The 19,208-nt window shown below is 59.2% G+C and carries 19 protein-coding genes and 3 pseudogenes; 9 read left to right on the forward strand and 13 right to left on the reverse strand.

The features are described 5' to 3' along the window. Positions 1-95: 95 nt before the first annotated feature. From ABQJ48_RS32505 to ABQJ48_RS32540, 8 genes and pseudogenes are all read right to left on the reverse strand, one after another. Positions 96-408, reverse strand: a pseudogene (locus ABQJ48_RS32505) (transposase); the annotation flags it as partial. Between the two features lie 7 nt (positions 409-415). Then, positions 416-739: an MmgE/PrpD family protein gene (locus tag ABQJ48_RS32510; RefSeq protein ID WP_367842034.1), complete on the reverse strand. Its 324-nt coding sequence runs from the start codon at positions 737-739 to the stop codon at positions 416-418. A gap of 313 nt (positions 740-1,052) precedes the next feature. After that, a complete protein-coding gene (locus ABQJ48_RS32515) occupies positions 1,053-1,388 on the reverse strand; it encodes a cupin domain-containing protein (protein WP_367842035.1) in 336 nt (111 codons plus the stop codon). Beyond that, a complete protein-coding gene (locus tag ABQJ48_RS32520; RefSeq protein WP_367842036.1) occupies positions 1,385-2,362 on the reverse strand; it encodes a quinone oxidoreductase family protein in 978 nt (325 codons plus the stop codon). The genes ABQJ48_RS32515 and ABQJ48_RS32520 overlap by 4 nt, the downstream gene beginning before the upstream one ends. Beyond that, a complete protein-coding gene (locus ABQJ48_RS32525) occupies positions 2,359-2,910 on the reverse strand; it encodes a gamma carbonic anhydrase family protein (protein ID WP_367842037.1) in 552 nt (183 codons plus the stop codon). The genes ABQJ48_RS32520 and ABQJ48_RS32525 overlap by 4 nt, the downstream gene beginning before the upstream one ends. Beyond that, positions 2,907-3,788 (reverse strand): beta-keto acid cleavage family enzyme, encoded by an 882-nt coding sequence (locus tag ABQJ48_RS32530; protein ID WP_367842038.1) that lies wholly within the window; start codon positions 3,786-3,788, stop codon positions 2,907-2,909. The genes ABQJ48_RS32525 and ABQJ48_RS32530 overlap by 4 nt, the downstream gene beginning before the upstream one ends. 50 nt (positions 3,789-3,838) lie before the next feature. Beyond that, on the reverse strand, positions 3,839-4,591 hold the full coding sequence (locus ABQJ48_RS32535) for an SDR family NAD(P)-dependent oxidoreductase (RefSeq protein WP_367842039.1): 753 nt from the start codon (positions 4,589-4,591) through the stop codon (positions 3,839-3,841). A 14-nt stretch (positions 4,592-4,605) separates the two neighbouring features. Next, positions 4,606-5,520: a dioxygenase family protein gene (locus ABQJ48_RS32540; RefSeq protein WP_367842040.1), complete on the reverse strand. Its 915-nt coding sequence runs from the start codon at positions 5,518-5,520 to the stop codon at positions 4,606-4,608. Positions 5,521-5,729: 209 nt separating this feature from the next. On the opposite strand from ABQJ48_RS32540, the gene ABQJ48_RS32545 reads away from it, so the two are divergent. After that, positions 5,730-6,680, forward strand: coding sequence for an ABC transporter substrate-binding protein (locus ABQJ48_RS32545; RefSeq protein WP_367842041.1), 951 nt, complete (start codon positions 5,730-5,732; stop codon positions 6,678-6,680). An 82-nt stretch (positions 6,681-6,762) separates the two neighbouring features. Here ABQJ48_RS32545 and ABQJ48_RS32550 read toward each other — a convergent pair whose 3' ends face one another. After that, entirely contained in the window at positions 6,763-7,266 is a 504-nt protein-coding gene (locus ABQJ48_RS32550) for a RidA family protein (protein WP_367842042.1), read from the reverse strand. Between the two features lie 353 nt (positions 7,267-7,619). Here ABQJ48_RS32550 and ABQJ48_RS32555 point away from each other — a divergent pair, with 353 nt between their 5' ends. Both ABQJ48_RS32555 and ABQJ48_RS32560 read left to right on the forward strand, forming a co-directional pair. After that, positions 7,620-8,918 (forward strand): MFS transporter, encoded by a 1,299-nt coding sequence (locus ABQJ48_RS32555; protein ID WP_367842043.1) that lies wholly within the window; start codon positions 7,620-7,622, stop codon positions 8,916-8,918. Between the two features lie 154 nt (positions 8,919-9,072). Then, the gene (locus ABQJ48_RS32560) at positions 9,073-10,164 is read left to right on the forward strand and encodes a porin (protein WP_367842044.1); all 1,092 of its coding nucleotides are present in this window, start codon (positions 9,073-9,075) and stop codon (positions 10,162-10,164) included. A gap of 102 nt (positions 10,165-10,266) precedes the next feature. Here the strand turns inward: ABQJ48_RS32560 and ABQJ48_RS32565 are convergent, their stop codons facing one another. Continuing rightward, positions 10,267-11,337, reverse strand: coding sequence for a LacI family DNA-binding transcriptional regulator (locus ABQJ48_RS32565; RefSeq protein WP_367842045.1), 1,071 nt, complete (start codon positions 11,335-11,337; stop codon positions 10,267-10,269). Between the two features lie 596 nt (positions 11,338-11,933). On the opposite strand from ABQJ48_RS32565, the gene ABQJ48_RS32570 reads away from it, so the two are divergent. After that, positions 11,934-13,442: an aldehyde dehydrogenase family protein gene (locus tag ABQJ48_RS32570; protein WP_367842046.1), complete on the forward strand. Its 1,509-nt coding sequence runs from the start codon at positions 11,934-11,936 to the stop codon at positions 13,440-13,442. 87 nt (positions 13,443-13,529) lie between these two features. Continuing rightward, on the forward strand, positions 13,530-14,948 hold the full coding sequence (locus tag ABQJ48_RS32575) for an amidohydrolase family protein (protein WP_367842047.1): 1,419 nt from the start codon (positions 13,530-13,532) through the stop codon (positions 14,946-14,948). A 42-nt stretch (positions 14,949-14,990) separates the two neighbouring features. Here ABQJ48_RS32575 and ABQJ48_RS32580 read toward each other — a convergent pair whose 3' ends face one another. Continuing rightward, entirely contained in the window at positions 14,991-15,902 is a 912-nt protein-coding gene (locus ABQJ48_RS32580) for a LysR substrate-binding domain-containing protein (protein ID WP_367842048.1), read from the reverse strand. A gap of 133 nt (positions 15,903-16,035) precedes the next feature. Here ABQJ48_RS32580 and ABQJ48_RS32585 point away from each other — a divergent pair, with 133 nt between their 5' ends. The 4 genes from ABQJ48_RS32585 to ABQJ48_RS32600 all read left to right on the forward strand — a co-directional run bounded on the left by ABQJ48_RS32585 (position 16,036) and on the right by ABQJ48_RS32600 (position 18,021). Further along, a complete protein-coding gene (locus ABQJ48_RS32585) occupies positions 16,036-16,800 on the forward strand; it encodes an isochorismatase family protein (RefSeq protein ID WP_367842049.1) in 765 nt (254 codons plus the stop codon). A 140-nt stretch (positions 16,801-16,940) separates the two neighbouring features. Then, positions 16,941-17,150, forward strand: a complete 210-nt coding sequence (locus ABQJ48_RS32590) for a cysteine hydrolase family protein (protein ID WP_367842050.1) — start codon at positions 16,941-16,943, stop codon at positions 17,148-17,150. Beyond that, on the forward strand, positions 17,147-17,560 hold the full coding sequence (locus tag ABQJ48_RS32595; protein ID WP_367842051.1) for an isochorismatase family protein: 414 nt from the start codon (positions 17,147-17,149) through the stop codon (positions 17,558-17,560). The genes ABQJ48_RS32590 and ABQJ48_RS32595 overlap by 4 nt, the downstream gene beginning before the upstream one ends. A gap of 128 nt (positions 17,561-17,688) precedes the next feature. Continuing rightward, complete coding sequence (locus ABQJ48_RS32600) at positions 17,689-18,021, forward strand: DoxX family protein (RefSeq protein WP_367842052.1); 333 nt, start codon at positions 17,689-17,691, stop codon at positions 18,019-18,021. Between the two features lie 131 nt (positions 18,022-18,152). Here ABQJ48_RS32600 and ABQJ48_RS32605 read toward each other — a convergent pair. Together ABQJ48_RS32605 and ABQJ48_RS32610 are read right to left on the reverse strand one after the other, a co-directional pair. Continuing rightward, positions 18,153-18,873 (reverse strand): annotated as a pseudogene (locus ABQJ48_RS32605) (IS6 family transposase). 202 nt (positions 18,874-19,075) lie between these two features. Continuing rightward, positions 19,076-19,208, reverse strand: a pseudogene (locus ABQJ48_RS32610) (ABC transporter ATP-binding protein); the annotation flags it as partial.

The following is a 19,208-nucleotide window of genomic DNA, read 5'->3' on the forward strand; positions in this document are numbered from 1 at the left end:
CTTCGTCAGGCCGCTGCGCCGTTCACGTCATCAATTCTCAGTCGTCGCAAAACCAGTTAGGTGATTGTAGTAAGCAAAGATGAAGCTGTGCTCGTTCAGATCGTGCGAGTTGCGAAGCCGGCGTCGAATGTGCTTTGGCGTGCAACAATGGCCCAGGCCGTTCGGGCCAGTTTTTTGGCCAGCGCACATGCCACCACATTTAAATGTCGTTGCGCGAGCATTGCGCGAACCCAGTCTGCCAGACGACCGGTCGTTTCTCCAAGCCTCGCATGTAGGCTCGGGCGCACAGGACGAGCAGGTGCCTGACATTTTGTCGCCGCACCGGCTGATCCCGAGAAGATTGGTCTTGCCACCCGTACTGAATTGCCGGGGAACGAGCCCAACGGATGCCGCAAAATCGCGACTGCATAGGCGATCAACTGTCCCACATCACTTCGAGCGCGCGCCGAGCAGACATCTCCCCTCCCCACGGCGCGTAAAACTCCACAAACTTGCTTTCGAGTTCGGCGTCCGAAAGCGGGTTCGACGCATTCCCCTTCGGGTTCTCCTGGAAATGGCTATGAACTGTACCGTTCTTGACCAAGATGCTAACCCTCGCCTGGGCGAACTCCGGAAATTCACCGGACATCCGCGTGGAGCTCGACACCCTGACCTTGTCCATCAGGTGCTTGGTCCCCGCATCGCAAAGCCGTTGCTCAGCATATGCGCTGGGCGTGAGCCGTCCCTCCCCCAACGCCACTGTCTGGCTGATCAGCCTGGAGTCGTGACGGTGCTTGCAATCAATTACAGCAAGACCACGTCCGCAACATTGCAGATACCATTTTCTGCACAGCGTTACACATTGAGCGCGTCGAATCTACTCGATACGAATGTACGACCCAATGGTCGCGTACTGAAACTCGGCATTGACGATTCGTTGCCACCGCGGTCTGGCCCTGGCTCGTTTCGATCTCCGCACTGCCCAGCGATGGGTGGGTAATCCTGACCTGATAGCGGCCGGAAACAACCTCAGTTGCGTGGACAACTTCATTTTTATCTTCGCCAGGAGTAGCCTACGCAAACGGCATTGCGAGCAATACCGAAACGGGTTCGGAAGAGCGATTCTTTAGCGCCCGTTGTTCATTCGGGGCCACCCTGCAAGAATCGTTGGCGCGCAGCACGACCACGCCCTCTTCCGTCTCCACCGTCAGTTCACCCGCAAGAACGACATAGTGCTTCTCGACTGCCGAAGCGGACATGGTCGTATATCCGCCCGGCTCGATGGTCGAAACGCCGAGCCACAGCGACTCCGCGGGGCCTGCTTCATGCCCCTGCAGCCTCACGCAGTGCATGGAGAAATGGTTGTCCGGGAAGTACTGCGGCGCCTTGTCGAAGCGGGTCACGTTCATGGCTTGAGCAACACCCGGTTCGTGGTGCCGCGCAAAACGGCCTGGTACGCGAGCGCCGCGTTGTCGATCGAGAAGACGAAATCCTGGTTGATCGGAAACGGCTTCAGCGCGCCGCTTTCGAACGAGGGCAGCAGCTGATCCAGGATCTGCGCGCCTTCGATGCTGTCGATCGCCAGCGTATCGATGCCGGCATAGGTATGCTGGCCGCGATAGAACGCGAAGATATCGAACGGAACGGCCCGGTCGAGGGTCGAAATGAAGATCTGGGTGCCGCGCTTGGCGAGTGCCTTGTTGGCCTGCTCGAAATAGGGGCTTCCGACCGTGTTGTAGACGATATCGGCGCCATGTCCGTTCGTCTTCTCGCGCACGACTTCGTCGATGGATTGCAATGATGCATCGATCATGATCACCTCGGCGCTCGCGTGGCCGACATACGGCTGCGCGGTGCGCTCGACCCCGAACACCTTCGCGCCGGCCTTGGTGGCAAGCTGGATTGCGGCCTGCCCCACTTTGCCGTTGGCACCCAGTACCAGGACCACATCGTCTTTCTTGACGCCCCCTGCGCGCCGCAAACCTTCAGTCGCCGTAATGAACGGCACGCCGATCGAGCCGGCCTCATCCATGGTCAGGTTTGACGGTTTTTCCCGCACGCCTTCAGCCGGCACGGCAAGAAAGTGCCCATGCGAACCGTTGCGGCGAATGCCGAGCTCGCCGCCACTTCCCCACACCGCTTTCCCAATTAGCGCCTGAGGGCCCTTGACCACCACACCGGCATAGTCCCGTCCCGGCGTGCGCGGCCAGATTGCATGAGGCATCGCACCTAGAACAGCCTTGACATCGCTCGGATTGACACCGGCGCTGACCACCTCGATCAGGTATTCACCTGCTGCAACCTGGAGTTCGCCTTGCTTAACGAAATCGAGTTCGAGAGCATCGATGCTGGTACTCGGCTTGGTTACATAAACTGCGTTCATTGTTGATTGTCCTGATAGCTGAAGATAACTGGATTCGTACTTTTGTAATGGCTGGCGAGCGCTACGTAACGCGCAGACGTGGCAACCATGTCGTCGCGCTCCTTATCGGTTAGCGGCCGCAACAGGCGCGCGGGATGCCCGGCCCACAGCTCACCGGAGCCCACTACCTTGCCCGGCGACAGCAACGCGCCAGCGGCAAGCATTCCGCCTGATTTCACAACGGCCCCGTCCAGCACACGGGCACCGAAGCCGACAAAACCGCCGTCCTCGATCGTGCATGCGTGCAGGATGGCGCCGTGCCCCACGGTCACGTCATTCCCGATCAGGACTGGCAGCCCGTTTGTCGTGCCGTGGACAATCGTGCCGTCCTGAATGTTGGTGCGAGCGCCGATCACGATCTTCTGCACGTCCGCGCGTAGCACGCAGTTGAACCAGATGGAGCTTTGCGCGCCGATTGTCACCTCGCCGATCAGATGGGTCCCGCTCGCCACATAGGCTTCAGAGTCGACTGATGGCTCGATGCTCGTAGAAAGGTTCGACTTACTCATCGATTCAACCCCAGCATGTCACGTGCTTCCTGGGCCGTCGCCAGTTCGCCGCCGAGCGACAACACGATGTCCCGGGCACGCTCCACTAGTGCGGCATTGCTCGGCGCGAGCACGCCCTTTGAGATGTAGATGTTGTCTTCGAGGCCAACGCGAACGTGCCCACCGGCAAGCCACGCCTGCGCGAGCATCGGAAACTCGAAGCGACCGACACCGAACGCCGCCCACGTGGCCCCCGCCGGCAACAGGCTGCGCGCATAGAGCAGAGTTTCTGGCGTAGCCGAAAAGCCGTATTTGACGCCCATTACGAAGGTCCACAAGCCAGGACCGTCGAGCACGCCTTCGTCGATCAGATCCCGCGCGAGGTGCATATCGCCGGAATCGAAAATCTCCAGTTCCGGTTTAACGCCTGCTTCGCGAATCACCGCGGCCATCCGCTTGACGTTTTTCGGCGTATTGATGACGACGTCACCGCCGGAGTTCATCGTATTAAGGTCGAGGCTGCAGATGTCGGGACGCAACACGAGGATGTGCTCGACGCGATCCTCGGGGCGCATCAACGTCGTGCCGGGCGCCGCTTCGCGAGGATTGTCGTCGCTGGGGATAAAGCGCCCACCGGGCCCCGTCGTCAAATTGATGATGAGATCCTTGTTCTCGTCCCGGATGCGCTTGATCACCTCGTCATAAAGACCGATATCCATCGACGGCCGGCCGGTGCGGGGATCGCGAACATGAATATGAATGACGGCGGCGCCCGCACGCGCCGCATCGAGCGACGCAGTCGCGATCTGCTCCGGCGTAATGGGCAGGCCGGGATGCTGCTCCGGCTTCGTCAGGTTTCCGGTCACCGCGCAGGTGATGATGGTTTTACGTGCATGCATGTTTTTGCCTCAATCTCTTGCCTCTGTCTTTTGCCTCAGACCCGGTCTCATCAGTTCAGCCGTCGGCCGCCGTCGACCACCAGTGTCGTGCCGGTAGTGAAGGTCAGGTGGGTAGCGCAAGCCTCGATCGCAGCGGCGATATCGTCCGGCGTCCCAATCCGCCCAAGAGGCGTGGTGCCGGCGACTTTGTCGTTAAAGTCGGCGCCGCGGCCGGGCACGAAAGCGGTATCGACTACACCCGGCGACACGTTCACTACGCGTATATGAGGCGCCAGCGCGCGCCCGAGCGATGCCGCCATGACGTCAATTCCGGCTTTGACGGCGCAGTACGCGACATTGCTGCCAACGCCCGTGGTGGCGGAGATGGACGACACGTTGACGACGAGGCCATTACCGGATGCAGCCAGCAACTCCCTGAACGCGCGGATAGCGGCGAATTGCCCACGCCAGTTGACCTTGAACATGTCATCGATCAACTCGTCGGTCAGCGCGTCGAGGTCCGCGTGGTTGATGGGTTTGGTAAAGCCTGCCGCGTTAACCAGGATATCGGCTCTCCCGTATTGGCTCCTGACGCTGTGCGCCAGCGCGGTCAATGTTGCGCTATCGGTAATCGACGCGAGGGCCGCTGTGTGCCCCTCGCCCTGGAGGCTTGCGGCAATCTCCTGAACGGGTTTGAGATCGTTCATTCCAACCACGACGACGCGCGCACCCGACGCAGCCAGCCGGCTCGCTGTTGCCTTGCCAATGCCACCGCCGCCTCCGATCACCACGGCGACCTTACCTTCAAGAATATTGTTGGCCATGTCATCTACCTCGGTCATTTGATGGGCGGCGTCGGATACGTTGAGACGCCCTCCCCAAGAACAAAAGAACATTCCAGCGTGTAGTACGGCTCCTGTGCATCTGCGTTTGGTCCTGTGCCGGACTCATGGCGTTCGAACTTGCCGACCAGATCGCGCGTGACGCCAAATACCACGTCCGAATCCAGATACTCCGCATCGTCAGCAAAAATCTGTGAAATGAGCGTGGAGTAACCTTGCGCGACGACCACGAAGTGAAGATGCGCCGGGCGATATGGATGGCGTCTCTGAATGCGCAGGAGATCGCCAACGGGCCCGTGTGTAGGAACCGGATATCCAGCCGGCCGCACGCTTCTGAAATTGAAGTTCCCTTGTGCGTCGGTCAGGAAGTGCCCGCGCAAATTCATTTCAGGCTGCTCGGGATCCTGGTTTTCATAGAGGCCGACCGGCGACGCTTGCCAGACGTCGACGCGTGCGTTGCGTATCGGCTCCCGGTTTGTATCCAGCACCTGGCCGCTCACATAAAGCGGGGATCCCAACGCCGTGCGCTGCACGATGGAATCGCCATGCTCATAGCGTGGTGAGCCCTCACGGTAGAACGGCCCTAGCAATGCACCGCCGGTTCGCTCTTCGTGTGCGCTGTTGTTCAAAACCTTCACTAGCGTCGACAGGCCAAGCACATCCGCCAGCAGCACGACCTCGTTATGACTGTCCGTGCAGGTCAACCCCACCTGCCGGATGAAATCCAGCCCCTCCTCGAATTCGTCGTCCGTCAGCTTCACTTCATTCAGGAACGCATGGGCGTGCCTGACCAACGCTTGCACAATTTCCTTCAACCGCGGATTCGCTGTGTTTTCCATCGCAGCAAGGACAATCCCGGTTACCGACGCGGCGTCAGTCACGATGCTGCTGGGTTCAATTTGCCTGGTCACACTTCACCTCCTTCTGCAATCGATTGCAATATACAACCGAAAATCGCGTATGTCAAAGTCGTTTAGAGGGTGCACCGCAAGCTTTCTCTACGGGTATCGCGCCCTTTTTGCCCTAACTTCAAGGGAAGCCGCGACCCGCACGGGAATCTTGACGTGGGAATAATCTGCATCGTACGATGCAATCGATTGCGACGCACAAGGAGATACGATTGCACCCCCGTCTAACGAATCTAAAGATTCTCGGCTTTGAAGGCGCGTTCAACCTGCCGTTGTGGGTTGGCGAGAATCAGCACCTGTTCGAGAAATACGGCTTGAGCGCGAGCCTCCAATACGTCAAAGGCTCGATCGACATGATCAACCGGATGAATGCCGGTGAGGCTCACATCGCGCTGACCAGCGTCGACAACGTGATTGCCTACACGGACGGACAAGGCGAAGCCGCGAATGGCAGCGCCCCCGATCTCGTCGCGTTCATGGGCGGGGATCACGGCTTCCTGTCGCTCGTCGCTCGACCGGAATTGGCGTCTGTGTCCGAATTGAAAGGGAAGACCCTCGCCGTCGACGCCATGACGACCGGTTTCGCCTTTGTTTTGCGCGAAATTCTTTTGCTTAACGAAATGACCGCCGACTCGGTGAAGTTCGATGCTGCGGGAGGCACGGGCAATCGATATCGAGCGCTGGTAGCCGGCAAATTCGACGCAACGCTGGTTCGAACACCGTTCGAAAAGCTCGCCGAACGGCAGGGCTTCAGAACACTGGCCTCGGGCGCGGCGCTCTTTCCGGGCTATCTCGGCACAGTCGGGGCCGTGCTCGCGTCATGGGCAAGTGCGAACCGCGCTCAGATGATCGGTTTCATTCTTGCGTACCGGGAGGCTTTGAACTGGATCTTCGACCCGCTCAATGCGGCTGCTTGCTGCGCCTTGCTACGCGCCCAGTTCCCCGGACTGTGCGACACCGATGCACGTGCAGTGCTCGATGATCTCGTTCATCCCACGCATGGCTTGATCCGGAATATGGAAATCGAAGATGCAGGACTTGCGCTGGTGTCGCGCATTCGTGATGCCCACGCGATAGTGCCGCTCGGCCGGCCGCGAACGCCTTGTGTCGATCGGCAGTATCTCGACGAAGCGCGCTCGTCCAAGGCATGGGCCTCGCGCTAGATGCCCAATGAAGCGGCAGATGGAACTGAATCACAGCCCACCTGCCCTCCGTGCGTTTCCCTGCCTACGCACGCGCAAGCGATCAGTCAACAACCGCGATGGCCTGCACCTCGACGAGCATTTCCGGCTTGGCCAGACCCGCCACGGTAATCAGCGCGCTCGCGGGAAAATTGTCGCCGAAGAGTTCCTTGCGAAATTTCGTAAACTGATCGCCGAACCGTGCGTCAGTGATCGACACCGTCATCGTCACGATGTCGGCCAGGGTCCCACCGGCTTGTTCGAGCGTCTTTGCAATTCGCGCAAAGATCTCCTTCACCTGTCCGTTGAAATCACCCGCAAGCGACTTGCCGTTCGAATCTTCGACCACAGTCTGTCCAGCCAGCCAGACGATCCTGCCGCCCTGCGTAATCACGGCAGGCGAATACGCCCGCTCCTGTGCGGCATCTCGCTTGATGTATTGGCGTGCCTGCTTTGACGGTTGCTGCTTTTCCATGCTTGCCTCACTGATCAGTTCATTAAAAAAACACTTCAAGTCCTGGCCATGGGCTTGGGTCTCCTCCGCCCGCGGCGACTTCTGACGATGCATTAGCCACGGGAGACCTTTTGCAGGCTCCCGGGCGCCTGGCGGTGATACTCGACCAGTTGCAATCGATTGCATTATGCGACTGAAAAAGTCATGTTGTCAAAGACTTGATATGCCGGCCAACTTCACCGAGATGCGTCGGAATCCTCCGCATGCAGCCATTTTTCTTACAAATCTCCCATTCCAACCCCTCCCGGTAAACCCCAGTTTTCATCTGCAATCGATTGCAATACATTCCAAACCGTCCAGTTACGTCTCCACAACGACGGAACTGATCGAATGCTTTACAGAACAGGAGCATCAGCATGGTGGTACGGCAATCAACAACGGTCCGCACATTTATCAACGAGAGAAGCATGTCCGGGTTTCAGATCCGCACGTTTCTTCTCTGCTTTCTGATACTGATCATCGACGGTTACGACACGGTCGTGCTCGGCTTTATCGCACCGGCGCTCAAGTCTCACTTCGCCGCCAGCGCGGCGCAGCTGGCGCCCGTGTTTGGCGCCGGATTCTTCGGCCTCGCCGTGGGATCCTTCATTTTTGGCCCGCTGGCAGACCGCTTCGGAAGAAAGCTCACGCTGATCGTCGCCGTGATTCTTTTCGGCTTACTGAGCATCGTCTCGTCGTGGTCCACGTCGATCGAAATGCTGGTTGTGTTGCGCTTCCTGACTGGCCTCGGACTCGGCGGCGCCATGCCGAATGCGTATACGGTCGCAGTCGAGTACAGTCCCGATCGCCTGCGCTCGACGCTCGTCGCTCCGCTCGGCTGCGGCATCTCCGCGGGTGGCGTTTTCGGCGGCCTTGTTGCCTCGCATCTGATTGGCATGTTCGGTTGGCAGTCCATGCTGATCCTGGGTGGCGTCCTGCCGCTGCTGCTCGCGATCGTGCTGCTTATCTGGTTGCCCGAGTCGATGAGCTACCTCGTCACACACAATCGGCAACGCGAGGCGCTAGCGATCATGTCAAGCATCGCACCAGACATCTCGACGACCGAAACGCATCTCACGCCGGACGAAGAGCGTGTGCAGGATTCGCCGGTGACTTACCTGCTAAAACCAGGCTTGCGTGGTGGCACGTTGTTCCTGTGGGTCACAGGGTTTATGGCCTTGCTCGTGGTCTACTTCTTGGGTAACTGGCTGACGCTTCTCATTCAGGAGAGCGGGGTGCCTTTCAGCCACGCTTCATTGATGACTGCGCTTTACCTGACGGGCAACGCACTCGGCGCTGTCCTGCTCGGCTTCCTCATGGATCGCACGAATCCGCAATATGTGGTGGCTGGTGCGTTCCTGTGCGCCGCCATTAGCCTGGCCTCGCTCGGCCATATAACAGGAATGCCGGTGCTCGCTCTCGCTGCGCTATTCGTCACCGGCGTCGGAACGGGTGGCGCGATGACAGGCACCAGCATTCTGTCGGCCGGATTCTATCCCACTGCAGCGCGTGCCACCGGCGTGGCGTGGACGCTGGGCATGGGCCGCGTTGGCTCGATTGTCGGCTCGATGATCGGTGGCTTGATGTTGTCTGCCCATTGGCCGACCACTGTCATGTTCGCGGTAGTATCCGTTCCGGTTGCCATCGCCGCGATCTGTGTCTATGGGCTGAGCGTCTACCGCCGGCACAATCCCGAGCCGACCCGCGTGGTGCTCTCCTCTTCGTAGGTAGTGTCTGTAATCCAGATCGACCATACGCTTCTACTTTGATAAGGATACCGAATTGACTATTTAAGCATCAATTTTGCAGCAACTCTTCCCGCACCATGCTTTACACCAAAAGAACCAGATATTGCGCCATAAAGATTGGAGATAGATCGTTATGAAAATGAAATGGAGCGCGCTGCTGCTCGTCGCGGCATCAGGACTCGCCCGCGCCCAAAGCAGCGTCACTCTGTATGGAATTATCGACAATGGCATATCGTATTACAACCACGCCACGAGCCACGGCGGGTCGGTATACGGCATGCCCTTTCTAACCGGCGAATTGCCCTCGCGCTGGGGCTTGAAGGGTGTCGAGGATCTCGGTGGAGGCTACAAGGCATTCTTCGTGCTGGAAAACGGCTTTCAGCCAGCCACCGGTCAGCTGAACTATGGCGGGCGTCTCTTCGGTCGTCAGGCGAACGTGGGCGTGAGCAGCGACTATGGTTCGATCACGCTCGGCCGGCAGATGAACATGACGATGTACGCGCTGTCGAACGCTGACGTGATCGGCGCGTCAATTCATTCGCTGAACAACTTCGACTCGTATCTGCCGAATGCACGCAGCGATAACGCCATCGGCTACCTCGGCAAATTCCGCGGCATCACGCTTGGTGCGACATACAGCTTCGGCCGCGACGCCGCCGGCCCGGCCGGTCCAGCGGCAACCAACTGCGGAGGCGAGGTGGCGGGCAATTTCATCGCGTGCCGACAATACACCGCAATGCTTGCCTATGATTCGGCGAGCTTCGGCGTGGCGGCGTCCTACGATGTAATGCGCGGCGGCGCCGGCGCTTCTGCGCCGCTGAACAACAGCGCTTATACGGATACGCACAATGTCGTCGACGGCTACGTGATATTCGGTCCAGCCAAGTTCGGTGCCGGCTGGATCAGAAACAACGTGGCGGCCGCAACCCACCTGCAAACCGACATTTTCTTTGCGGGCGCAACGTACTTTGTCACGCCCGCCTTTTCCGTCGATGCAGAGGGCGTGCGTTATTTGCAACGCGGACCGGCGGGGAAGAACGACGCGAGTTCGACATTGCTGGTGGCGCGCGCGAATTACCTGCTATCCAAGCGCACGACGTTGTACACGTCGGTGGGCTACATGTTCAATAGCGCACTGGCTGCAAACCCGGTTGCGGCCGGTGGCACTGTCGGCGCCGGCCTGGACCAGCTCGGCGTGATGGTCGGCCTGCAACAGCGGTTCTGATAAATTGCTGCGAGACGAGAACCCGCAGCAAAGTTGAACGTCCACCGTAGTACTCACTAGCGCGGAATCCATAGGGATTCCGCGCCAGATGTCGTTTGGAACTCAAATCTCGCTCGAAATCTGCGCCGATTTGCTCGAGGCAACTGCCTTCGCCGACTTTTTCCCGGCACCCTTGCGGGGTGCAGCCGTCGAACCGCGCACAATAAGCTTGGGCGGCAATACCACGTTGCGGGCCGGATGATCGAGGGTCTCAATGGCTTGCTGAAGGAGATCGGCAGCCTGACGGCCCATCTCCTTGTGGCTGATACGGATAGTGGTCAGCGGCGGCTCGACCATGTCGACCAGCGGCATGTCGTTATGCCCCACGACGGAAATGTCTCGCGGACAATTCAATCCCGATTCGCGGATGACATCGTACGCGCCGAGGGCCAGCAGATCGTTCGCTGCAACGATCGCAGTGATATCCGGCCGCGCGCTCAATAGCCGGCGTGCCGCTGCCGCGCCTTCCTCACGCGTATAGTTATCGGCAAATTCGCAGGGAGCCGCGGCCACGTCGAGATCGTTCGCGGACAGCGCGTGGGTAAAGCCGCGATGCCGCAAATAGCCGGTGGAATGTTCGCGTGGCCCACCAAGATGAGCGATGCGTCTGTGCCCCAATTCCACCAGATGGTCGACCGCGAGCTGTGCGCCGAGCAGGTCATCCGACACCACGCCGGATAGCCGGGTGTCCTTCTCCGCACGATTGACCAGCACGCTCGGCACGCCCCGCTCGATGCAGAAAGACACCAGCGGATCGTCGCGGCTCGCCGTTGCAAGGATGAGGCCATCCACACGCCGGGCGATCAATCCCTGGGCCAGATCCAACTGCTTGTTGCTGTCGCTGCCGACGTAGGCGACGATGACGAAATAGCCGTGCTCGGACAGACGCTCTGTCGCACCGGTCAAAATGGGCGTGAAAACATTGGTTGCGATGTCCGGTACCAGAATGCCGACCAGCTTGGAGCGACCGGTTCGAAGGCTGGCCGCAACCGGATCGAGCCGGTAGCCCAGTTCTTCGGCCGCCTTCATGACCCGGGCCACCGCCTCGGGCACCACCATCGAGCGCGTTTCAGGATTGAGTGCGCGCGAAACCGTCGAGACGTGCACCCCGGCCCTTTCCGCGACCTGCTTCATCGTCACGGTTCGCCGGGTATTGCCTGCTTGAGACGTGTTTGCTTTCACGACAGATCTACCTCTTCGCTTTTCCTATAGAAGGCCTCGAGCCATCGCGACCTCGATGTGGCCGCTTGCTGGTGGATGTTGGCACACAACCTCCACGCAGGTTCCTCGTGCCACGGCCAAGCCTGCATTATAAGTTGGACGCTACAAATTTTGCGCAATCGATTGTATAAATATACGGCAGACAAGGACGCTCTAGAGCACCATTTGATCATTCATCTGAACTTCCCTGTCGTGCCTGCGCGCTCCGGTGAACCCGCACGATTCGATCCGCTAAGCCCTTATTTCATGCCGGTTTCACTCCTACGAACCGTACACAACGGCCGTAAATCCACCCAATCTTATCGCTGCAAAACGGTCCCAAAGCAAACCGCTTGATTTCTGCAATCGATTGCAGTATAGTTTGCCTCAACGGGTCCACGATCCGCGCTAAGCGGCCGAATCCGTCCCTGTCGTGTACCGCAATATCGTCGCGTCGAAGGAACCGTCAGACCGGCGCTAGCCGAAAACGACGCATTTTCATGCATTCGAATGTAAAGGAGTTGTTTGATATGGCCCTGGCATCTCTGGATAGATCCAACCTGAGCCGTCCGTACTGGAGCGCCATCCTCGGTGGAAAGGCAGTAGAAGTCGAAGCGAACCCGTCTGTCTTCACGGTTGAAGAAGCGGCTACCGGCACGCAGCTCGCCAACGTCGTCTCTGCGGATGAACGGCTCGTAGACCGTGTTGTGCGCGATTCCCGGCAAGCTTACGAGACCGATTGGAGAAACCGTTCGCCGCGCGAGCGTGCGCAGCTGCTGCGCCAGGTTGCCGCCAAGATTCGCGATCACGCGGATGAACTCGCTGAACTCGAAGCCCGCGAAGTCGGCAAGCCCAAGCGCGATGCATTGCGTTTCGACGTTTCGTACTGCCACGCATGCTTCGACTATTTTGCGGGTCTGGCGGATACGCTTCACGGTGAAATCCTGGATCAAGGTCCGATTGAAGCGCGTGTGCTGTTCGAACCGTACGGCGTCGTTGCTGCGATTCTGCCGTTCAACTGGCCGCCCATTCACTTTGCCAAGAAGTCGGCGCCAGCGCTTGCCGCCGGCAACACAGTGATCGTCAAACCCGGCGAGCAGGCACCGCTTACCGTCCTGCGTCTCGTCGAACTGGCCAATCAGGTGCTGCCCCCAGGCGTCCTGAATGTGGTTCCCGGCATCAAGGCAGGTCCGGCACTCGCATCGCACCCGAAGGTCGAGCGCATCAGCTTTACCGGCGCAACGGCAACCGGCCGCCGCGTATTGCAGAGCGCCGCCGAGAACATCACGTATGCCACCATGGAGCTTGGCGGCAAAAACGCGCTGATCGTCCTCGAGGACGCCGACATGGAAGTTGCGCTCAACGTCGCCATTGAAGGCATGTTCTATAACCAGGGTGAAGCGTGCACTTCCACCGCGCGCATTCTGGTTCACGAATCGCGCTACGCCGAATTCGAAGAGAAATTCGCGCGCGCCGCCGAAAAGCTCGTGGTCGGCAACGGTCTCGACGCCAGGACCGATATCGGACCGATGGTCGACGCCAAACAGCGCGACCGCGTGATGGGCTATATCGACGTCGCGATTCGCGAAGGGGCACGCGTGGTCACGCAAGGCAAGCTCCCCACCAGCGATGAATACAAGCACGGATACTGGGTGCCGCCTACGGTGCTCGCCGACATTACGCCGAACATGACCGTCGCGCAGGAGGAGATTTTTGGCCCGGTAGCGTGCCTGATGCGGTTCAAGACCGAGGAAGAGGCCATCGAGATTGCAAACGGCACGGCTTACGGTCTGACGGCGGCGATCTGCACGACTGACGAAAACCGTGCATGGAAAATGGCGCCGAAACTGGACGCAGGCATGATCTTCGTGAACAACTATATGCGTCGCGCCTTCCTCGGATCGCCTTTCGGCGGCGTGAAAGGCAGTGGTTTTGGCCGGGAGAACGCCACGGAGACCCTGAAGGAATTCGTGCGTTCAAAGAACGTCCGCTTCCCGTCCGGCAAAGAACCGGTCCCGACCTGGCCGCCGAAAGACTGATTTATCGATGTCATAGACAGCGGCAAAACCCAGGGGCGCCAGTGCACCGGCGCACCGAATCGATTAAGTGATGATGGAAGAGAGACGATGAAGAAGACTCTGATCAAGAACGGCTATGTGGTAACCGTCAATAAACAGCGCGAGATTTTCGAGCGCGGCGCGGTTGCCGTCACCGGCAAGCATATTTCGGGTGTCTATTCGCATGAAGACACGCCAACCGAGGGATTCGACGAGATCATCGACGCGCGCGGCTGCCTCGTGATTCCCGGACTGATCAATCTTCATCAGCATACGTGGTATTCGATGTTCAAGGGCATCGCCGACGGCTTGCTGCTCGAAGACTGGATCACCGACATTGTCTTTCCAATCGTCGCCAATCTTTCGGACGAGGCCATGCGGCTCGGCAGCTATCAGTGCGGGCTGGAAATGCTCGCCACCGGCACGACCACATCCTTCAATCACTCGGTCACCGTCACGGATGCCAAAACAGCGCGAGCGATTGTCGAGCCGCAGGCCGAAATCGGCATCCGCCAGTTTTTTGGCAAGGAACTGCGCTGCAGGAACGATCGCTTTGCCGGCCACCCGCTCTCGCTGGAAGAATCGCTCGCGGCAGTGGAAGAAGACATCCGTTACTGGGACGGCAAGCACGACGGCCTGGTGCGCATGGGCATGGTCATCGAGGCGAACGCCCATTGGACTTCATCCGGCATGAGCACGGAAGAACTGATCGTGCGTGGTACGGAAGTGGCACGCAAGCTTGGCGTGAGAATTAGCAGCCACATCGCCGCAGGGACGTTCTCGACGGAAAAGGGCTTCCTCAAGCACCTTCGCGAAACCGGGCGAACCGACGTGCGCTATCTGATGCAACTCGGCGTGCTCGACGAACAGTGGATGCTGATCCACGGCATCCATTGCACGGAGCTCGACCTCGAGCAGATGGCCCTTGTCGGTGCAGGTCTCGTCTACACGCCCACGAGCGAAGCCATCCGCGGAGGCGGCATTGCCCCTGCCGCGAATGCATTGCGCGCAGGTGTCCGTACCGCCCTCGGCACGGACGGCGCAATGGTCGACTACACCAACGACATGCTCGAACAGGTGAAAGCCTGCGTGCTTTTCCAGCACCAGCGTCATCTGGATCCCACCCGCATGCCTTTCGAACGCAGCCTGGAAATGGCCACGATCAACGGTGCGCAAGTACTGGGCGTCGCCGAACAGTTAGGATCGCTCGAGCCCGGCAAGCTCGCCGACATCGCCGTTTTCGATATGCGCAAACAGCATATCGGCTCGTTGCAGCGTCCGCTTTCTGCGTTTATCGGCGCGGGCAAAGGCACGGACGCGAAATACGTCATGGTCAACGGCGAAATCAGCTATCGCGAGGGCGAATTCACGCGTTGCAGCAACACTCGCGACATTCTCGATAGCGTGGAACGTCTTGCCCCCGAAATCGTTCGCAAAGCAGGACTTTCATCCCGGCTCGATCCGCGATGGAAAACGCTCGCGCACTGAGGTCAAGGCGACGTTCCGAACCTGTCTGCAGGCGCGCGAATCTCAGCACTGGACAGCGATAGGAACGCGCTCTACAAGAAAATCGACGAACGCCCGCACGGAGGGAAGCAGGCCCCTCCGCGACGGCATCAGCAGGCTGATATTGGCCACACCCGCCGTCCACCGAGGCAGCACACGTACGAGCTGCCTGGTTTTTACTTCGGATTGCCCTACATAGCCCGGCAACGCAACAATGCCGACGCGCTGGCAGGCCGCGACTTTCAGCGTGGCCATGTCGTCGCTCAGCAGCTTCGGCTCGAAGGGAATCACTTCCTCCTTTTCCGAATCCCTGGCACTGCATAAGCGCCACGCGTGCGTGTCGTGGCCTCCACCGAGAGCGACGGCGTCGTGGGCCGCCAGATCGGCCGGCGATCTGGGCACGCCTTTGCGCTTTAAATACGCCGGTGCTGCAAACAGATGCCAGGGCGTCGTCGCAAGATAGCGCTGTACCAGCGTCGAGTCCGGCAGCGGCGTGGAATGCGCGCGAAGACACAAGTCGAAACCCTCTTGAACCGGATCGACATGCCGGTTCGTTGCGTGCTGAACGATATGCACGCTCGGATACTCCGCCATGAACTGCGGGATCAACTCGGCCAGCGCCAGTTGCGCAAACGCCACCGAGCACGTCATGCGTATCGTCCCGGTTGGTTCTGCCGTACGTTGGCGCACAACGCTCTCGGCAGCTTCCGCCTCAACCAGCATCGCAACCGCGTGCTTGTAGAACGCCTCGCCAACGTCCGTCACGACGAAGCGGCGCGACGTGCGCTGGATCAGCCTCGCATCGAGCGCCGCCTCGAGCGCGAGCATGCGCCGGCTCAAACTCGACTTCGGCACATCAAGCGCGTTAGACGCCGCGGTGATGCCTTTGTGATCGACCACCTGTACGAAGTAATACATGTCGTTCAGATCGAGCATCGCCCCCCCCCTTTTTCACCAAAGTCTCACGGATGGGATGATAAGTCCATTTTCCCTGGATTGTTAGCCGTTTGTCCCATGAGTAAAGTGTTTCCAAGCCCGAGACGTTGATCGACCGACAGCGTGGCCGGGCATGGAGCCCACCATGGATCGCCGCCAATTCCTGAACCAGTCGAACGCTGTCGCAGCCACCGTGCTGGCCGCCGGCACAAGCCTCTTTGGCGCAACTCAAGCCGTAGCCGCTACCAACCCTTCCAACGGAAACAAGATCATGAACTCGACCTCGTCTCACGTCCTCGAACGCCTGACCCGCGAAAACGCGGTTCTTCTTCTCGTTGATCACCAGGTGGGGCTGTACACCGGCGTGCGCGACATCGATACCCTGCAGCTCAAGCACAATGTTGTCGGACTCGCAAAGGCGGCGCTTGCGCTCAAGGTGCCCGTGATCGTCACCACCACCACGGAAAAAATGTGGGGGCCAATGATCCCCGAACTGGCCGAAGCGCTTCCGGGCATCCGCCATATCGAACGGACCACGGTGAACGCCTGGGACGATCGCCGTGTGGTCGATGCGATCAAGGCCACCGGCCGCAAGAAGCTCATCATCACCGGCATCTCCACGGACGTCTGTCTCGCGTTCCCGGCTATCTCGGCAATCGCCGAGGGCTACTCGAGTTATGCGGTGATCGACGCATCGGGTGGCTTCAGCCGGACGCAGGTCGATATGGGTGTGCTGCGCATGCAGCAGGCCGGCGTGATACCGGTCGGCTACTCCAATGTCGCGGTCGAGATGCTGGCCGACAACGCCGCGCCTGAAGCGCAAGCCGTGTATACCGCGTTGGGGATTCCATTTGCGGGTCTCGTCTTCGATCTCAAGCAGGCCTTCTCCAAGGGCTAAGGATGGTTGTGGCGGAGAGCCGTGTTCGCATCGTTTGTTCGTCGTTCTGGACTTTGAATCCAATACGTTAGACGACCGAATCAGACGCAGGCTAAGTTGCGGTGTCAGAATAGTTTTCCCGACAACTTACGGAGTATGAAATGACTGGACCGCTCGCCTCAGTAGAAAGGCTCACCAGGCACAACGCTGTTTTGTTGCACGTCGACCATCAGGAAGGTCTCTACACTGGCGTGAGAGACATCGCAACGCTTGAGTTGAAGCATGACGTTGTCGGCCTTACCAAGGCGGCACTCGCGCTCGGTGTTCCTGTCGTGCTGACAACGACCACTGAAAGCATGTGGGGCCCATGATCCCTGAACTGGCTGCCGTGCTGGCAACTCGTCAAGTCATTGAGCGAACCACTGTCAATGCGTGGGAGGAGCCCCGAGTCGTGCTGGCAGTTCAGGCGACGGGCCGCAAACACATCATCGTGACCGGCGTCTCGACTGACGTATGTCTGGCGCTCCCCGCCCCTGCTGCACTGCGCGACGGATATACGTCATACGCAGTTGTCGATGCCTCGGGAAGCTTCACGCAGACTCAGGTGGACCTAGGCGTCGCCCGTATGGTGCAGGCTGGCGTCATCCCGGTTGGCTACTCGACGGCCTCCGCTGAACTGCTTTCCGACAATGCCGCACCAGAGGCACAAGCGGTGTACGAAGGCTTGAACATCCCGTTCAGCAACATGGTGTTTGGGCTGAAACAATACTGGCACTTGTAGACGCTGGCCCACCGAGCAGCCAGCAGCGCCTGGCATTGGGCCACACGCCGGCTGGGCCCTTCGTGCAACAGCCCCGCCGGCACCGCGAGGCGTCGAGTTGCCGGCCAGGACAAGCAAAGTTGTGAAACATGAAATACGTAATCTTTATTGTCTCGTGTGCTTTCCTCTCAGCAGGAATCGTAAACCTGATTGGACCTTCTGTCATCCGCGCGGAGTTTAAAAAATGGGGATATCCCAACTGGCTGAGACTCGTCGTCGCGCTCGTTGAGTTGATCGGCGCGCTGTCTCTCCTCCTGCCAGCGACGCGATTCATCGGTGCCTCAATACTGCTTGTCGTTATTCTGGGCGTGATCATTTCATTCGTTCGCTCCAGGGAGTGGATGAAGATGCAGTATCCACTCGTCTTGCTGTTTCTATTGGTCGTTACGCTGACGCTAGGAGGCCAGTTCAAAAGCCCCTGAGGGGGCTGCTTACTTTCCCGGCAAGCTGTAATGGGATGGTCACCCCCGCCTCTCAGCGAGTACGCTGGAGCTAATTTCGGCTGCGGTGCAAATTTCGGGCGCGAGCAAAAAACGGCGCATCGGCCATTGCATCATCGTGCTGCAAGGACTGCCTTCCAAACAGAAGGCGCGGTGGTATCTTTGAGGCGCAACCGTGCGAGGTTGAACTGACCTTTGCGAATGCGATGTATCAACTCGACGCCCGATAGCGTAATGGCCGCATCCCGGAAGCGTTTGAAGCCGAGCATTGTGTTGACCCTGGACTTGATATTGCGATGATCCTGCTCGATCAAATTGTTCAAATACTTCGACGATCGCAACGTCGTGTCCGCGGGCAGAAACTGGTCCACCTTCATTTCTCGCACCGCGCGGTGAGACGCAGCGTGACCGTCCAGTGTGATTGTCTGCCGGAGCGAGCCCTTGACTCCTGATCGCTTTCGCGAAGAAAGCCTTGGCCGCTGCGACATCGCGCCTGGCGCTGAGCCGGAAATCGACCGTCTTTCCCGCGCGGTCAACTGCACGGTAAAGATAGATCCATTTGCCACGGACTTCCACATAAGTCTCATCGACTCTCCATGAACGACCGGCGGATTTTGCAAACCGGTCCCAGCGCTTGAGGAACTCCGGCGTGAAGCGTTCGACCCGGCGCATGATCGTCGTGTGCGCGAGCGACAGCCCGCGCTCGGCCATTATTTCAACGAGGTCTCGAAAGCTGAGCTTGTACCGTAGGTACCAACGCACACACAGGACGATGACTTCGCGGTCAAAGTGACGGCCGTTGAACAGCCTGTCGATGTCTGTCAGCTTACTCATAGCCTGCTCGCGCTCGTCAAATCCCCAGCTTAACCTATCAGCTCCTCCGATTTGCACCGGAGCCCCTTCACGGACCCACAGATTAAGGAGGTGGATGTCCGATTTGTCGTTCCTACCGCCTGTCGCTCGTACAACACTCGACGATGAATCACCTACCTCTTCAAGTTTGCCGAGATAGCGGCCCGCAGGACGCGCGCACACGCTATTCGCCCAGATAAGCCGCGCGCACCTTAGGATCGTCCAGCATCTGCTTCGCGTCGCCGGACATCGTGACCAGACCCGAGTCCATCACATAGCCGCGGTTAGCCGCCTGCAATGCGAGGCGCGCGTTCTGC

Source organism: Paraburkholderia suaedae (assembly GCF_040812055.1).
Classification (GTDB): Bacteria; Pseudomonadota; Gammaproteobacteria; order Burkholderiales; family Burkholderiaceae; genus Paraburkholderia.